14 protein-coding genes and 2 tRNA genes are annotated in these 14,811 nt (G+C 71.6%); 4 read left to right on the forward strand and 12 right to left on the reverse strand.

Annotation, left to right across the window (positions count from 1 at the left end; translation table 11 throughout):
* Positions 1–283: 283 nt before the first annotated feature.
* Complete coding sequence (locus MR1_RS03535) at positions 284–676, forward strand: FCD domain-containing protein (RefSeq protein WP_169797644.1); 393 nt, start codon at positions 284–286, stop codon at positions 674–676.
* A gap of 45 nt (positions 677–721) precedes the next feature.
* Here the strand turns inward: MR1_RS03535 and MR1_RS03540 are convergent, their stop codons facing one another.
* On the reverse strand, positions 722–1,432 hold the full coding sequence (locus MR1_RS03540) for a YceI family protein (protein WP_067243307.1): 711 nt from the start codon (positions 1,430–1,432) through the stop codon (positions 722–724).
* A gap of 490 nt (positions 1,433–1,922) precedes the next feature.
* On the opposite strand from MR1_RS03540, the gene MR1_RS03545 reads away from it, so the two are divergent.
* Complete coding sequence (locus tag MR1_RS03545; RefSeq protein ID WP_169797645.1) at positions 1,923–3,281, forward strand: GntR family transcriptional regulator; 1,359 nt, start codon at positions 1,923–1,925, stop codon at positions 3,279–3,281.
* A gap of 129 nt (positions 3,282–3,410) precedes the next feature.
* Here the strand turns inward: MR1_RS03545 and MR1_RS03550 are convergent, their stop codons facing one another.
* The 8 genes from MR1_RS03550 to MR1_RS03585 form a co-directional block, all read right to left on the reverse strand.
* Positions 3,411–3,737 (reverse strand): hypothetical protein, encoded by a 327-nt coding sequence (locus MR1_RS03550; RefSeq protein WP_157517882.1) that lies wholly within the window; start codon positions 3,735–3,737, stop codon positions 3,411–3,413.
* Between the two features lie 411 nt (positions 3,738–4,148).
* Positions 4,149–4,222 (reverse strand) — tRNA-Met (locus MR1_RS03555).
* A gap of 27 nt (positions 4,223–4,249) precedes the next feature.
* Positions 4,250–4,321 (reverse strand) — tRNA-Thr (locus MR1_RS03560).
* Positions 4,322–4,361: 40 nt separating this feature from the next.
* Positions 4,362–5,471: a M23 family metallopeptidase gene (locus MR1_RS03565; protein ID WP_157517883.1), complete on the reverse strand. Its 1,110-nt coding sequence runs from the start codon at positions 5,469–5,471 to the stop codon at positions 4,362–4,364.
* 221 nt (positions 5,472–5,692) lie between these two features.
* Entirely contained in the window at positions 5,693–6,508 is an 816-nt protein-coding gene (locus MR1_RS03570) for an inositol monophosphatase family protein (RefSeq protein ID WP_067243311.1), read from the reverse strand.
* Positions 6,505–7,638, reverse strand: a complete 1,134-nt coding sequence (locus MR1_RS03575) for a hypothetical protein (RefSeq protein WP_067243312.1) — start codon at positions 7,636–7,638, stop codon at positions 6,505–6,507. The genes MR1_RS03570 and MR1_RS03575 overlap by 4 nt, the downstream gene beginning before the upstream one ends.
* Positions 7,639–7,752: 114 nt before the next feature.
* On the reverse strand, positions 7,753–8,547 hold the full coding sequence (locus MR1_RS03580; protein WP_067243313.1) for an enoyl-CoA hydratase/isomerase family protein: 795 nt from the start codon (positions 8,545–8,547) through the stop codon (positions 7,753–7,755).
* 117 nt (positions 8,548–8,664) lie between these two features.
* The gene (locus tag MR1_RS03585) at positions 8,665–9,156 is read right to left on the reverse strand and encodes an FBP domain-containing protein (RefSeq protein ID WP_067243314.1); all 492 of its coding nucleotides are present in this window, start codon (positions 9,154–9,156) and stop codon (positions 8,665–8,667) included.
* Positions 9,157–9,248: 92 nt separating this feature from the next.
* Here MR1_RS03585 and MR1_RS03590 point away from each other — a divergent pair, with 92 nt between their 5' ends.
* Complete coding sequence (locus MR1_RS03590) at positions 9,249–10,397, forward strand: PQQ-dependent sugar dehydrogenase (RefSeq protein WP_067243315.1); 1,149 nt, start codon at positions 9,249–9,251, stop codon at positions 10,395–10,397.
* A gap of 35 nt (positions 10,398–10,432) precedes the next feature.
* On the opposite strand, the gene MR1_RS03595 is transcribed toward MR1_RS03590, so the two are convergent.
* Entirely contained in the window at positions 10,433–11,932 is a 1,500-nt protein-coding gene (locus tag MR1_RS03595; protein WP_067243316.1) for a sensor histidine kinase, read from the reverse strand.
* Positions 11,929–12,651, reverse strand: a complete 723-nt coding sequence (locus MR1_RS03600) for a response regulator transcription factor (RefSeq protein WP_303621318.1) — start codon at positions 12,649–12,651, stop codon at positions 11,929–11,931. The genes MR1_RS03595 and MR1_RS03600 overlap by 4 nt, the downstream gene beginning before the upstream one ends.
* 153 nt (positions 12,652–12,804) lie before the next feature.
* Between MR1_RS03600 and MR1_RS03605 the strand changes: the two genes are divergently transcribed.
* A complete protein-coding gene (locus MR1_RS03605) occupies positions 12,805–13,461 on the forward strand; it encodes a GNAT family N-acetyltransferase (RefSeq protein WP_084344341.1) in 657 nt (218 codons plus the stop codon).
* 39 nt (positions 13,462–13,500) lie between these two features.
* Here the strand turns inward: MR1_RS03605 and MR1_RS03610 are convergent, their stop codons facing one another.
* The gene (locus MR1_RS03610) at positions 13,501–14,754 is read right to left on the reverse strand and encodes a cytochrome P450 (protein WP_067243319.1); all 1,254 of its coding nucleotides are present in this window, start codon (positions 14,752–14,754) and stop codon (positions 13,501–13,503) included.
* Positions 14,755–14,811 lie beyond the last annotated feature (57 nt).

Here is a 14,811-nt window from a genome sequence, read left to right on the forward strand (position 1 = left end):
TGAGCCCCGCGCGGTGGGGGATAACCCGCGGGGCTCGCGCCCGGGCAACCCTTCCCGCCCCTCTTCCGCGGGAAGGGTTGCGTCATTGGTGCGACACTGTATTCCAACGCCTCATCAGTTGCCGCGCAGAGCCTCCCCTGCTTGCTCGTTCGGCTTTCCCAGATAGGATGCCAGGACGCAAAGGGGAGGAGACCCGATGGAACCGGGTTCTGGGGACACGAGGCCGCACGGACGACGCGTCATGCCGCCGTGGCCGGTAGGCGCTTCGACAGGGGCCCGGCGGGTGAGTGACCCCGCCTACGCCCATGGAGTCATCGCACTTCTCGCGGCACGGTTGGCTGCGTCCCGTCGCACCGACGACGACCTCGCCGTGCTTGAAGGCCACATCGATGCCGGAGCGGACGAACAGCGGACATGGGCGGACTTTCTGAGCGCCCTGCGACACGCCGCGCGGAACCCTCTGCTGGAGCGGCTCGGCCCAGAGACCCTGAGCCACGTCGCTTCGCTGGATCGCGCGCCGGCCGCTGTCGCCGCCCGTCAGGCGGCGCGAAAGACGGTCGTCGGCGCCGTCCGCGCCGGTGATTCCGAAGCCGCAGAGGAAGCGCTCCGGCACCTGCTCGACCTCGTCGTCCGTCCGGACCGAGCGGGATCGCCGACCTACCCCGTTGCATCCTGATCCGGGTCCGTGGCCCGGGCGGGCCGCCGCCGCTCCGTAACCGGTTCAGGGACGCTGGATGAGGAGCGAGAACTCCACGGCCCCCGTCGGCTCCACCGAGACGAACCCGAGGTTCGGCGCTTCGACGCCGAAGTCCGCGAACGTCACGGGGATGGATCCGGCCACCTGGCCCCCTTCGCCGTTCCAGACCGCCTGCAGGTCCACGGTGACGGCACGGGTCTGCCCGGCCATCGTGAGTTCTCCGCTGGCAGTGATCGTCTGCGACTGACCGGCGGCGGGCGCCTGTGGGGCGGTGACCGGCGCGGTCAGTCGGAAGGTCGCCGTCGGATAGGTGCCCGCGCGCATCGCCGTGTCACGGAAGTAGCTATCGCGGCTCGCAGAATCGGTCTCGATGGAGGCCACGTCGACTTCGATGACGGCATCCGTGAGCGTCAGGCCGTCAACCGTCAACGATCCCGTGACCCTCTCGGTGCGTCCGACGACGGTGACGTCCGTGCCGTTCAGGACCTCGTCCACCCGATAGCCCGCGTATGACCCGTCCTGCACCGCCCACTCGCCATCGAGCGCAGGAGCCGCGGCGTCGCCGCCTCCGGCGTCTTGCGTCGCGGGAGGCGTCGCCGCGACCGTCGGCGGTGCGTCGACCTCCCCGACGATGAGATCGCGGTACACGATCGGACCGGCGATCGCTGCCACGCCGCCGAGGACGAGCACGCCGGCCAGGCTGGACAGGAGGATCACTTTCGCACGCTTTCTCATCAGCGCTCGCCTTCTTCTCGTCTCGTGATCGGTGTCTGGCGTCGACGGATCAGCCGTCCACGCCGAGGTTCGCATACGCGAGGTAGCCGTCTGCCACGGGCTCGGCCGTCAGCGGCTCCGTCGGATCGTGGATCCCGTCCGCGTCCTGTGTCTCCACGCCCTCGTTCCGCTCCCGGCGTTCTGGAGTCCCATCCATTCCCGAGGTCCGGACCCGCCGTCGGATCGACACTAACCGACGGGTCTCGGGGCCTCGCCGTCCTCGCCCCGTTATGGAGGGGATTCATCGGAAAGCGTGCCTCCGATACACGGTGCTGCTGCTGGTACGCGTTCGCCCCGGCAAAGGGACGTGACGGCCCGTCTGTGAGCGACCACGACGGAGAAAGGGCGTGCGATAGTCTGAGGATTTCTCGCCGCACACGCCCGCCGTCGTTCGCCGACGCGATCCCGGTCCGGTGGTGCACGGGGGCGATCCGGACGGGAGGTGCAGGGCGTGGACGAAGCCGACGAGTGCTCCGCCACCGAGCGCGTCCAGCGGGCGATCCGCGACGAGATCATCGACGGCACCCGGCCCGGCGGAAGCCGGATCGTCGAGGCGACCGAAGCCGCACGGTTCTCCGTGAGCCGCATCCCGGTGCGCAAGGCGATCCGCGGGCTGATCCACGAGGGACTGGTCGACCGGCTCCCCCGCCACGGCGGGCTCGTTCACGTGCTCAGCCGGACGGACGTCGCCGATATCGCGGAGCTGCACAGCGCCTTCGACCGCCTCGCGGTCCGGCAGGCGGCCGTACGCCGCACCGACGCGGACCTCCGCCGATTCCGCGCCGACGTGGAGGACGCCCGTCGCGCGGTCGCCGCGGATGACACGGAGCAGCTGCGCCGAGCCGGGCTGGCCTTCCGGACACACAGCTACGAGTCGACCCGCAATCCCATCCTCCTCGAGATCCATGCCGCCCTGCTGAGCCGCACCCGGCGGATGTTCGCTCTCGCCGACCCCGCCCTGACGACGCCACTGCCGTTCTACGAGAGGTTCGAGCGCGCGTTCGCCGACGGTGACCCCGATGCCGCCGAGACCACGATGGTCGAGCTCGCCGAGAGCTCGCGCGCCGCCCGCCATGCCCGGGTACTGCGTGCGCTCGACGACGATGCGTTCGACCTCTCCCTGACGGCGCCGGAGACGGAGGCACCGCCTCTGCATGGCGAGGACCGATATGCGCCTGAGCACGTGATGGTGCACGACCGTCTCCAGCGTCAGATCATCGACGGCCTCCGCGCTCCCGGGAGCGTCCTCTCCGAGAGGCTCCTGGCGGAGGAGTTCGGCGTGAGCCGCATCCCGGTCGGCGAGGCCATCGAGATGCTGACCAGGGAGGGACTCGCGACTTCGGGGTCCTCGCGGGTGGCCTCCCGCGTGCGGGGCCTGCGCGACGAGGAGCGCGACGACCTCTTCGACGTCGGTGCCGCCATGGACGTGCTCGCCACACGCCTCGCCGCCCAGCGACCGCTCCCACGCGAGCTCGCGGCGCTGAAGGAGAAGCTGGTCGCCGAGCATCGCGTCGTGCCCGGCGACACGAAGACCCTCGTGGAGACGATCTTCGACTTCCGAACGCAGATCTACGACATGTGCGGCAACCTGCTTCTCGTGGAGATGAACAGGCTCATCGAGGGCCGGATGAGGCTGCTCGTCTCGCAGGCACCGCTCGCCTCCGTCGTGCTGCGCGGGCACAGGCTGCTGTACGAGGCGATCGCGAGCCGCGACACCCGCCTGGCCGAACTGGTCTATCGCGACGTCTTCACGCGGGCCGACCGCCGGGGGCAGATCCTCGCGAACGCTCCTCGCGACGACGGTCAGTGATCCGCGCGCTCGCCATAACGCCACGGGCACTGCCGCTCGACCTCGACAACGGGATCCCGTTCGCCAGCAGCGCCGCAACCAGGAGCATCTCCGTACCGCCTCCTTCACCCGGCGGGACGAGTTGCCCACCTAGCGCATGGTGAGGCCAACAGCGACGATCGCAAACAGCACATCAGCGATCACAAGCGTCCCGAGAACGATCCGAAGCGCCCGGTACCGCTGCACCAGAAGCGACAAAGCGGCCAGCACCGGAATCGCAACGAGGCCCTTTGCCGACATCACAAGGACACCGAAAACGGCGGTGCCTGCGAGATTCCCGGGTATCGAAACCATGCCAACGATCGCGATCATCAGCAGGTAGCCGAGCATGTCGCCGCCAATGATCCATGCCGGTGTCGGCTCTCGTTTGCGGATCGTCGCGACGGTGGCTCGAACGACCAGTGCGATGGGGATCACGGCCAGAGCCTGAACAACGTCGAGGTACGTTGAGATTCCGTCCGTGAGGCGTCCCATCGTCCCCGGGAGAATCAACACCAGGACAGCAGCATGGTAGGTGAGCGCGCCCGCGACCGCGGCCTCCCGCCATGCTGCTGCCCTGTCGTCACTCAATGTGAGGCACTCTTCTGGTGGAAGCCCATGCCGCAGATGTTACCGAGCAGACAGTGGGATCCCTCGGGACGCCGAGCGATCCGGTCTGCGGGACCTCATCGCCGGGCGCAACCCGGAGGAGTTCGTCTTCACAAGCGCGCGGGGCGGCCGACAACGCCGCGTGATTTCCCCCGTGATACGTATGTGATACGCCGGCGCCAGGCGCTCCCCGCAGACACGGAAAAGCCCCGAGATTCCGCGGAATCTCGGGGCGATCTGTAGCAGGAGCGGGGCTTGAACCCGCGACCTCACGATTATGAGTCGTGCGCTCTCACCAACTGAGCTACCCTGCCGCGGCACCTGGCGGACCAGGTGTTGCGAGCCCCGAGTCAGGATTGAACTGACGACCCCTTCCTTACCATGGAAGTGCTCTGCCACTGAGCTATCGGGGCGTGCTGCCCTTGCGGGCAACCAGACGAGAATACCAAAGATTCAGCGCTGATCCGAATCGGCGCCGACGCCCTCCTCGTTGAGCGACTTGCGGCCCGCGTTCGCCTGCAGCCAGGGCAGCGGATCGATCGTCGCGTCGTTCACGTAGAGCTCGAAGTGCAGGTGCGCGCCGTAGGAGTTGCCGGTGTTCCCGGTCAGGCCGATGATGTCGCCGACCTTGACCGTGTCGCCCGTCTTGACGCGCATCGAGCCGTAGATCATGTGCCCGTAGTGGCTCGTGATCGGCTTGCCGTCGATGATGTGGTCGATGTAGATGCCGACCCCGTAACCCCCGTCGTTCTCGCTCGCGAGACGCACGACCCCGTCCGCGATCGCCTGGATCGGCGCCCCCTCGCCCGGGATGAGGTCGATGCCCTGGTGCATCCGGCCGTCCCTCGGCCCGTACGGCGAGCTCATCGCGACGCCGACGGCGTAGGGCCACTGGATCGCGGCGGTCCGGTCATTCGTGTAGAGCTCGCTGGAGAAGCGGATCCCGGACTCGGCCGCCACGTCCGCCTGCGACATCGCCGTGAAGCCCTGGGCGCTCTGCAGCGACGGGTTCTGCACGTCGTTCGGAGCGATGAACGCCTGGATCTGCTCCTCGCCGCCGGCCGCGGACTCCGTCTTGGCGCGCTCACCGACGACCAGGGAGGTCGCCGCGGCAGCGCCGGCCGACGAGGCCACGGCCTGCGAGGGGAGCGTCATCGAGACGGCGATGAGCGCGGCGACGCCCATGGCGCCGGCGACGGACCCGACCGTCGCCAGACGCCGGAAGGAGGAGCGGGTCTGGCCGGGAGCGGGCACACGGATCGACGACTCCGAAGAAGACGAGGCGGCAGGCGCGTCGGAAGAAGACGAGGCGGCAGGCGCGTCGGTGTCGTTCGTGCCGGCGACGCGAGCCGCCGCGCCGCCCAGCGCGCGCAGCGCGGCGTCGAAGTCGGGAGCGGAGGTCGGCCGGCCTTCCGGAGCGTGGACATCCGTGCTCGGACCGGCGGCGGAGGCCGGGGACGACGACATCATCCTGCTCTGGCCGGCCGCGGCACGGGCAGCTCGTCGGGACGAGGCGGACGGGGCAGCGGGCGCTGCGGCGGACGGGGCGGCGGGCGCGGACACGCTCGGGGGGATCGTGGATGCGGGCGCGCTCACGGCCGTCTGGCGTCGGGAGCGTCGCGTCTGTGCGGGCTCGGACGCAGGAGTGTCGAGGAGCAAGAACGTGTCTCTCGGGTCGACCGTCGGGGGAACGGCGTGGGGGGCTCAGCACCTCCGCCGTCGGGCCGACGAAGGTAACGATCGGATAAACACTATCGAAGGTGGCCTGGGAAAGCCATGGACGATCACGGCACCGCGCGGATCCTCTCCACGAGATCCGCGACGAGCTCGGCGGATCCGGCGACGCACATGCGACGCGCGCTCCCCGGTTCGACAAGTCGCTCGAATCGGCCGCCGGCCTCTTCGACGAGCAGGGCGCCGGCGGCGAAGTCCCAGGGCTTGAGTCCGCGCTCGAAGTACCCGTCCAAGCGGCCCGCCGCGACGTACGCGAGATCGAGGGCAGCCGCGCCCATCCGACGAAGGTCACGGACGAGGGGAAGGACCCGACGGACAGTGGCGAGGTCCCCGTCGTGCGTCGCGGGGTCGTAGCCGAAGCCCGTGCCGAGGAGCGCGCCGGCGGGATTCTCCGTGGAGACCTGGAGGGGTACCGCGCCGAGTCGGGCCCCGTGCCCGCGTGCGGCGGTGAAGAGCTCTCCCAGAACGGGCGCATGGACGACCCCCGCCAATGCGCTCCACGTGTCGGGATCGTCGCCGCCGGCGACCGCAGCGATGCTCACGCAGTACGTCGGGAACCCGCCGGCGTAGTTGACCGTCCCGTCGATCGGGTCCACGACCCAGGTCACGCCCGTCGTGCCGGGCTCGCCTCCCGACTCCTCGCCGAGGAAGCCATCGCCCGGTCGCTCGGCGTCGAGCCGATCTCGGATGAGCTGTTCCACCTCGCGATCGGCCTCCGTGACGATGTCGGCGAGCGTGCTCTTGGTCGCCGCGATCGATACGCCCTCCGCGCGGCGGCGCCGTGCCAGTTCGCCCGCCTCGAGGGCGATCTCAGCGGCGAGGGAGCGCAGCGCGTCGACGTCGGGGGCGGCGGTACCCGCGATCATCGCTGCGGAGCCGCGGGCGGGGCGGGCGGGAACGCCGGGGGCACCGGAGGGTCCTGCGGTCGGGGCGGGACCGGGGGCTCCGCGGGCGGCTCGGGCTGCGGGGGAACCGGCGGCTCGGGGCGCGGCGGCACAGGAGGCTCCGGCTGGGCCGGCGGCTCCGGCTGGACCGGCGGAACGGGCGGCACGGGTTCGACCGGCGCCGAGGCCGCAGGCGGCAGCTGGTGACCGGCCGCGGAGCCCGAGGAACCGCCCGCGGATGCCGGTGCGGGGGCAGACGCGAACGGGTCGGCGGCAAAGGCCGCCGGAGACGCGGGCGGAGCCGCCTGACCGGGGTAGCCGCCGATGGCCGGCGCAGCCTCGATCGTGGGCACGCCCGTGTAGTAGGCGTTCCAGTCGGGCGAGCCGTCGCGGAGCACGGGAAGCGGGGTGCGTCCGTCCGCGTAGGTCGGCCACGCGCTGGCGACGGCGGGCTGCGCGACCGGGCGCTTCGGGGCGAACAGCGCATTCAACAGCGGCAACAGGGTCGTCCCCACCGCGGCGAGGATGGTCAGGGCCACGACGATCCGCCAGAAGAGCTCCGAGTACGAGAAGGCGTGCGGTAACGTGAGGAAGAAGACCAGCATGGCGACCAGGACGCCGAGGAAGCCGAAGGTCGTGTACACGATCACCCGCGTGAAGGTCGTCACGTAGCGCTGCGACGCCCGCCAGAAGAGGCGAACGTGCAGCATCGCCAGCTGCAGGATCGCGACCACCAGGACCAGGTGGAAGAACCGCTCGAACCCGCTGTCGACGCCGAAGTCGTAGTCATTGAAGGTCTGCTTCTCCGGAAGCCAGATCTTGACCGCGCCGACCAGCAGGGCGACGATCCACGAGATCATGCTCAGCAGGGCGAGCCAATCGGGGCGGGTCGGCGCCAGGCTCGCCTCCAGGATGGCGATGCCCGCGAAGCCTGCCAGCAGCAGGATCGTGAGGAACGCGCGGCCGATGAGCCCCTGCTGATCCCCCACCAGCACCCACACGACGCAGACGAGAGCGGCGGCGATGAGCGCGCCGATCGCGATCCAGATGGCTCCTCGGATCAGCAAGGAGGTGTTCGGCTTCTTGGAGCCGGAGGCAGCGACGTCTGACATGGCGATCCTCTCGTCGGTGCCTTCATCCTGCCACGCGGACGTGGCGTATCCGGGAGAGGATCCCCCGGGTGTGGGGAGATCCTCACGGATCGGATCGGTGCAGGACGAGCAGCGTCAGGCGCGACGCGACGATCGGGCTGCGAAGGCCGCGACCCGCGTCTTCGCCTCCTCGCCGTCGAAGGCCGCGCCGATGGTGCGGGCCTCCTCGTCGAGCTGCTCGGCGAACGTGCGGGCGGGGCGGGAACGCACGAGGCGCTTCGCCTGCCCGTACGCGCCGTGCGCACCGGCCAGCCAGAACCGCGCGACCTCCTCCGCCCTCGCGCGCACGGCCGCAGCCTGGGACTCCGCGTCCTCGCCCGCGACGACCTCGGCCACCAGCCCCCACTCCCGGGCCTCCTCGGCCGAGAGCAGGCGGTCCTGCAGCACGAGCTGGAGCGCGCGACGCTCGCCGACGGCGGCGGCGAGCTGGGCGGACACGGACAGATCCGGGGTCAGGCCGATGTTCGCGTACAGGCTTCCGATCCGCGAGCCGGAGCCCACGATCGCGTAGTCGCTGCAGAGCAGGATCCCCAGACCGCCACCGGCGGTGCTTCCGTGCGCGGCGGCGACGACCGGGACCGCCGACTCCGTGAGCGCACGGATCCCCCGGTTGATCGTTCCGGCGAGCGCCGTGACGTCCGCGCCGCCGCCCACGCCCTGGGACATGGCGATGACGTCCCCTCCCGCGCAGAAGGAGGGGCCTTCCGCGTCGATCAGGATCGCGCCGACGTCCTCCCGCGTCGTGGCCTCCTCCGTCGCCTCGGCCCAGGCGTGGGCGAGCTCCGCGTCGAACGCGTTGAGACGCTGCGGACGGTTGAGGGTCAGACGGGCCATGCCGTCCTCGACGGTGAAACGGATGGGGTCGGTCATCGGAACTCCTCGCATGCGGACGACAGCGGCCGGCGGCGCCTCCGCACCGGGAGCACGCCACGACTCAGCCTAGGCGCTCCCGCGCCGCGCCCTCGCCGGGCGGGAGCCGCCGCCGGCTCAGTCCTCGCGGAGCACCGAGTCCACGAACGCGTGCAGCCGCGCATGCGTGCCGTCGAGGCGCCGGTCGGCATGGTGCGCCGCGCGGATCTCGTTGGGCGCGAGGGGCGGCACGATCCGCACGCTCTCGTGGCAGGAGAGGTCGGCGCACATGTACGTCCCGACACTGGATCCGCGCAGGCCGGCGGCCCCGGCCCGTCGCGCGGAGAACAGCGCGACCTGGTTGCCGGGCTGCATCGTGTGGCAGATGTTGCACATCCCCGACCGCGCGCGGCTCGGATCCGTGGACCGCAGGAGGATCCCGACCGCGCGCCCCTCGCGCTCCACGACGACGCATCCGCGACGGGGCGACTCCGGATCGCGCCACGCGAAGAAGTCCAGGTAGTCCCACTCCGCGAGCAGGAGGTCGTGGGGCATCCCGATCCGCGCGATCTCGTCGTCGTCCGCGTTCACGATCGATGCGCGGATCTCGTCCTCGGTGAGCGCACGCATCGCCCCAGTCTACGAGCGGGCGGAGTCCGTGGGCGGGTCGGGCGGGCCATTCCGGGGTGCCGGGTTCGGGCGCGTCGGACTACCGTGGGGTCATGGGACCGAGGCGGAAGAGGTTCCGGCGGGCCATCGCGGGCATCGCTGCGGCGACGACGTGCCTTCTCGCCGCCGGCGCGCTGGCCGCCTGCGGCTCCCCCGGTCCGGCCCCCAGCCCGTCGCGCTCCACGCCCGAGACGGCGTCCTCCATGCCGGCATCGCCGACGCCCGCCCCGACCGCTTCCGCGACCGCCACCCCGGTCACGCCCGGGGTCGTGGCGGAGGGTCTGGACGTCCCCTGGTCGCTGGCCTTCCACGCCGGGACCGCGCTGTTCAGCGAACGAGACAGCGCGCGGATCCGCGAGCTCTCGCCGTCGGGAAGCCTCCACGACGTCGGCGTCGTGGACGGGGTGACGCCCCGCGGCGAGGGCGGGCTGCTCGGCATCGCCGTCCGCGACGGCTTCCTCTACGCCATGTCGACGGCCGACGACGGCAATCGCGTGCAGCGCTTCCGGCTGGACGGCGCTCCCGGCGCGCTGTCGCTCGGTCCGGCGGAGACGATCCTCGCCGGGCTCCCCGCCGCGGCCGTGCACAACGGCGGTCGGATCGCGTTCGGCCCGGACGGCATGCTCTACGTGACCGCGGGAGACGCCGGCGACCCCTCCCGCGCGCAGGATCTCACAAGTCTCGGCGGCAAGATCCTCCGGATCACGCCGGACGGCCAGGTCCCGCCGGACAACCCGTTCCCGGGATCGCCGGTGTACAGCTACGGCCACCGCAATCCGCAGGGGCTCGCCTGGTCCGCGGACGGCACGCTCTACGCGAGCGAGTTCGGGCAGGACACGTGGGACGAGCTCAACGTCATCACCCCGGGCGCCGACTACGGGTGGCCGGAGGCCGAGGGGATCGCGGGGGTCGAGGGATTCGTCGACCCCGTGCAGCAGTGGCCCACGGACGCCGCGAGCCCCAGTGGCATCGCGATCGTCGGCGACACGCTCTTCCTCGCGAACCTCCGCGGCGAGCGTCTCCGCCGCGTGCCCCTGTCTGATCCGTCGTCGTCCTCGGAGGAGCACGTCGGCGAGTTCGGGCGGCTGCGCGACGTGGTCGATGCGGGCGGCGGGGCGATCTGGATCCTCACGAACAACACCGACGGGCGCGGGGATCCCCGGGAGGGCGATGACCGGATCGTGAGGCTCCCCGCCGACTGAGCCGTCCCTGTCCGGAGGGGGCGCGGCGACAGCCGCTACCCGATGCCTCCGTCCGGCGACGCGGTCGCATCAACACCGTCGGCGGCGGCGGGCGGGGCCGGAAGCCGGATCGTGAACATCGTCCCCGGCCGGTCCTCGGCGAACGCGATGGAGCCGCGGTGGGCGTCGACGATCGCCTTCACGATCGATAGCCCGAGCCCCGACGACGAGCCGGATCCGTCTCCGCCGCGACGGCCGTTGAACCGCTCGAACAGGTGCGCAGCGCGCTCGGGCGGGATGCCGGGCCCGTCGTCGGCGACGATCAGCCTCGCGGTCTCGCTCCCGGGCTCCCCCGTCTCCACCCGCACGGTCGTCGTGGTGCCCGGCGGCGTGTGGGTGCCGGCGTTCGCCAGCAGATTCGCCATCAGCTGGTGCAGCCGCTCGGTGTCCCCGCGGATGATCGCGGGACCGTCGGGGAGCTCCGCGGTCCAGGAGTGGTCGGGGAAGGCGGCGCTCGCATCCGACACCGCCGCGGCCGCGATGTCGGCGAGGTCGACGTCGTCCAGCTGCAGGTCGTCCTCCTCGTCGAGTCGGGCGAGGAGAAGGAGGTTGTCGACGAGCCGCGCCATCCGCGCGGCCTCGGACTCGATGCGGCTGAGAGAGTACTCGGTCGTGGGCGGCAGGGCCGCGCTGTCCTGCCGGGTGAGCTCGGCATAGCCGCGGATCGAGGCCAGCGGCGTTCTCAGCTCGTGGCTGGCGTCGGTGAGGAACTGGCGCATCCGCCGGTCGACGGCCACGCGGTACTGGATCGCGTCGTCGACGTTGTCGAGCAGCAGGTCGAAGGCGCGCCCGACCTCTCCGACCTCGCTCCGATCACGGAGGTCCCGGTCGTCGAGCGGGCGCGGCACCCGGGTGTCGTCATCGCGCAGCGGACTTCGCGCCACCACCTTCGCGGCCGTGGCGACCCGGGTGAGCGGGCGCAGCATGAGCCGGACGAGGATCGTCGCCCCGACCGCGAGCGCCACCATCGCCAGTGCGGCGACGCCGGCGTTGACGGCGGTCTGCAGGCCGATCGCCGCATCCACCGCGCTCGTGGAGACGGCGGTGACGAGCACCCGCCCCTGGGCCTCGTCGACGGTCGCGCGGAAGGACCCGAGGCCGGGAAGGGCGAGATCCTGGATCCTCCCGCGATCGGCGGACTCCGCGAACGCACCCACCGTGGCGAGCGCCTCTGCGGGGACGGGGCCGCCGCCGTCCTCGGTGAACCGTGCCGCATCGAGCACCCGGCTATCAGCGGTGAGGAGCACGATCACCGATCCCGGGCCCTGTCCGATGAACTCGGACAGAGGCTTGTGCGGCGAGCCGTGGTTCTTGACGATCACCCGTTCGAAGGCCAGCTCGGACGCCGCGACCTGCTGGTCGACGATGGCGGTGGCGTTCGCCCGGAGCGCGACCCCGACCACCAGGCTCCCGAGGAGCATGGCCGCCGCGAACAGGATCAGAGTGCCGCCGACGATGCGTCCGACCAGGGAGGTCGGCCCCCAGCGCCGCGTCACGGCTGCGGCGCTCTCAGGATGTAGCCGACGCCGCGGACCGTCTGGATGAGGGTCGGTCCCGGCCGCGCGAGCTTCTTGCGCAGGTAGGAGATGTAGAGATCCACGATCGAGCGGCGCCCGGCGAAGTCGTAGTGCCAGACGTTGTCGAGGATCTGGCTCCGGCTGAGCACGAGATCGGGGTTGCGCATGAGGTAGCGCAGGAGCTCGAACTCGGTCGCCGTGAGGCTCACCGCGCGCCCGTCGAGGGTGACCTCGTGGGTGCGTTCGTCGAGCATCAGCGGCCCCACTTCGATCCGGATCTCCTCCTGCCCGGGGATCGACCGGCGCAGCAGCCCGCGCAGCCGCGCGACGAGCTCGGCGAGGCTGAAGGGCTTGGTGAGATAGTCATCTCCTCCCGCGGTGAGGCCGAGCACGCGGTCGCCGACGGAGTCCCGGGCAGTGAGGAAGAGGACGGGGATCCCGGGCGCGAGCTCGCGCATGCGCCGAAGCAGCGCGATGCCGTCGGTGTCGGGAAGCATGATGTCGAGCACGACGGCGTCCGGCCGCTCGGCGCGCAGGGCCGCCAGCGCCTCGGCGCCCGTGCCCGCGGCCTCCACCCGCCATCCTTCGTAGCCGAGGGCGAGACCGACCAGGCGGGTCAGGACCTCCTCATCGTCGACGAGCAGGATGCGGATGTCCCCGCCGTCGCTGCGCCTGATCCGGGGAAGCTGGGCGAGCAGGGCGGGTCTCGGCTCCTCGTTCGAGACGGGGAGGAAGGATCCGGACTCCACCATCCAAGTATTTCCGCATGGCAGGCGTGCGCGCCCGGGATTCATAGAAGACGCACACGATCGCTTCGAGACCGCACGTGTTCGCTGACTACCGTCCGTCGCATGACAGCGACGACACCCCACGGCGCAGCCCCGCTCTCCTCGCCCCGACGCCCCGGGACGCCTCGGGCCGTCGGGATCCCGGCCCTGCGCGCAGCGATCCCCGTGCGTCGTCCCGACTTCCTCCGAGGCCCCCGCGTCCCGACGCCGCTGCACGCCCGACCGGTCCCCACCGCGCGGCTCCTGCTGCGCCCGTACGCGATGACAGACGCCGACGACTGGTTCCGCATCCAGTCCTCCCCCGAGGTCCTGCGCTTCCTGCCCTGGCCGCGACGGTCCCGCCGCGCGTCCCGCACGCACCTGCGCCACCGGACGCGCCACACCCGCCTCTGCTACGACGGGGACTTCCTCGCCCTCGCCGTGACGCGGGACGACCGGGTGATCGGCGACGTGTCCCTGCATCTGCGGGGGACGGATCCGGCGACCTTCGGGGTGGAGGTCGGCTGGCTGCTGCACCCGGCGCACACCGGGAACGGCTACGCGTTCGAAGCGGCGTCCGCGCTGCTGCGGCTCGCGGACGAGGCGCTCGGCGCGCACTGGGCGCTGGCCGAGATCCACGCCGAGAACACGGCGTCCCTCCGGCTCGCGGAACGCCTCGGGTTCACCCGCGTGAGCGAGACGCCCGCCGACATCCTCCGCCTGATCCGCCCGCGCCCCTGACCCGGCGCTCCGCGTGCATGGCGATCCGCGCGCGAGCGGTCAGCGCAGGTCGAGGATCATGCCGTCCGCGGGTGCGGTCGGCAGGCGGCGGAGGCTGATGCGCAGATCCTGATCCGGGACGCGATGCTCCGTCCGGGCGAGGACGTCCACCGCGGCCGCGATGAGGTCGGTCGTCGCGTCCTCGCCAGGACAGCGGTGAGCGGTGAGCGGATCGCCGACGCCCTGGGCGACGACCGGATGCGGACGCTCATCGGCGAAGCGCTGCGGATCGAACACGGACGGATCCGGCCAGATGCCGGGATCGTGGTCGGTGCCGTACAGGTCGAGCAGCATCCACTGGCCGCGCCCGAACCGCTCTCCGCCGAGGTCGAAGGGCTCGTCGGCGATCCCGCCGATCAGGGGGAAGAAGGGGTAGAAGCGCCGGACCTCCTCCGCGAACCAGCGCGCGACCCCGTCCTCGCTCCGGATGCGCTGCTCCCACGCCGGGTGCCGGACGAGTGCGTGCGCGGCGAAAGCGAGGAAGCGCCCGACGGCCACGACAGGACGGACGAGGTTGAGCAGCTCGACGGCCGCGACGGGGAGCGGGAGAGGCATCCCCATCTCCTCGTGGTGCGCGATGCGCCCGACCGGGCTCTCCCGATCCCCGCGCTCCCGCGCACGGATGACCTGATCCGTCGCCCACCGCTCCGCCCGGCGTCGTCGGACGCGCGCCGCCCAGTTGACCGGGCCGATGCTCGCCGCGCGATCGATCATCGCGCGCACGTCGGCCAGGAGCCGCGGATCGTCGCGTCCGGCGTCCGCGCCGACCCAGTCGAGGGCGGCGCGGAACAGCACCGCCGAGCCCAGTTCGAGCACCGCGACACGCGATCCCCGACGGGCACGCAGAGCTTCCTCGACCTCGTCGCGGAACAGGAGCACGAGGCGGGCGCGGTCGTCTCGCGCCATCGCCAGCATCAGGGCCTTCCGCTCCCGGTGCGCACGGCCTTCGAGGGCCTGGACGCTGCCCTCGTCCTGGAGCAGCCGCATGGTCGACCGCGGCAGCGCTCCGGGACGGCGGAACCGGGTCGCGCCGAAGACATGGGCAGCCTCCGCGCCGCGGGCGACGACCACACGGCGGCCGAGGAGCCGGGTGCGGAAGGCGTCGGCTCCGGCGTCACGGAACCCCCGGATGCCGAAGAGATAGCCGTCCCGCACGAACCGCAGCCCCGATTCGCCCCGCAGCCGCGGGACGCCCGTCGGCGAGACGGCGGCCGGCGGGGCGCCCGCGCGCGTCGCCGAAGCCCCTGACGTCATGTCCCCTCCGTCCGTCATCCAGGTCGGATGCCCATCACACCTCGGGGACGCGGATCA

Source organism: Microbacterium resistens NBRC 103078 (genome assembly GCF_001552355.1).
Classification (GTDB): domain Bacteria; phylum Actinomycetota; class Actinomycetes; order Actinomycetales; family Microbacteriaceae; genus Microbacterium; species Microbacterium resistens.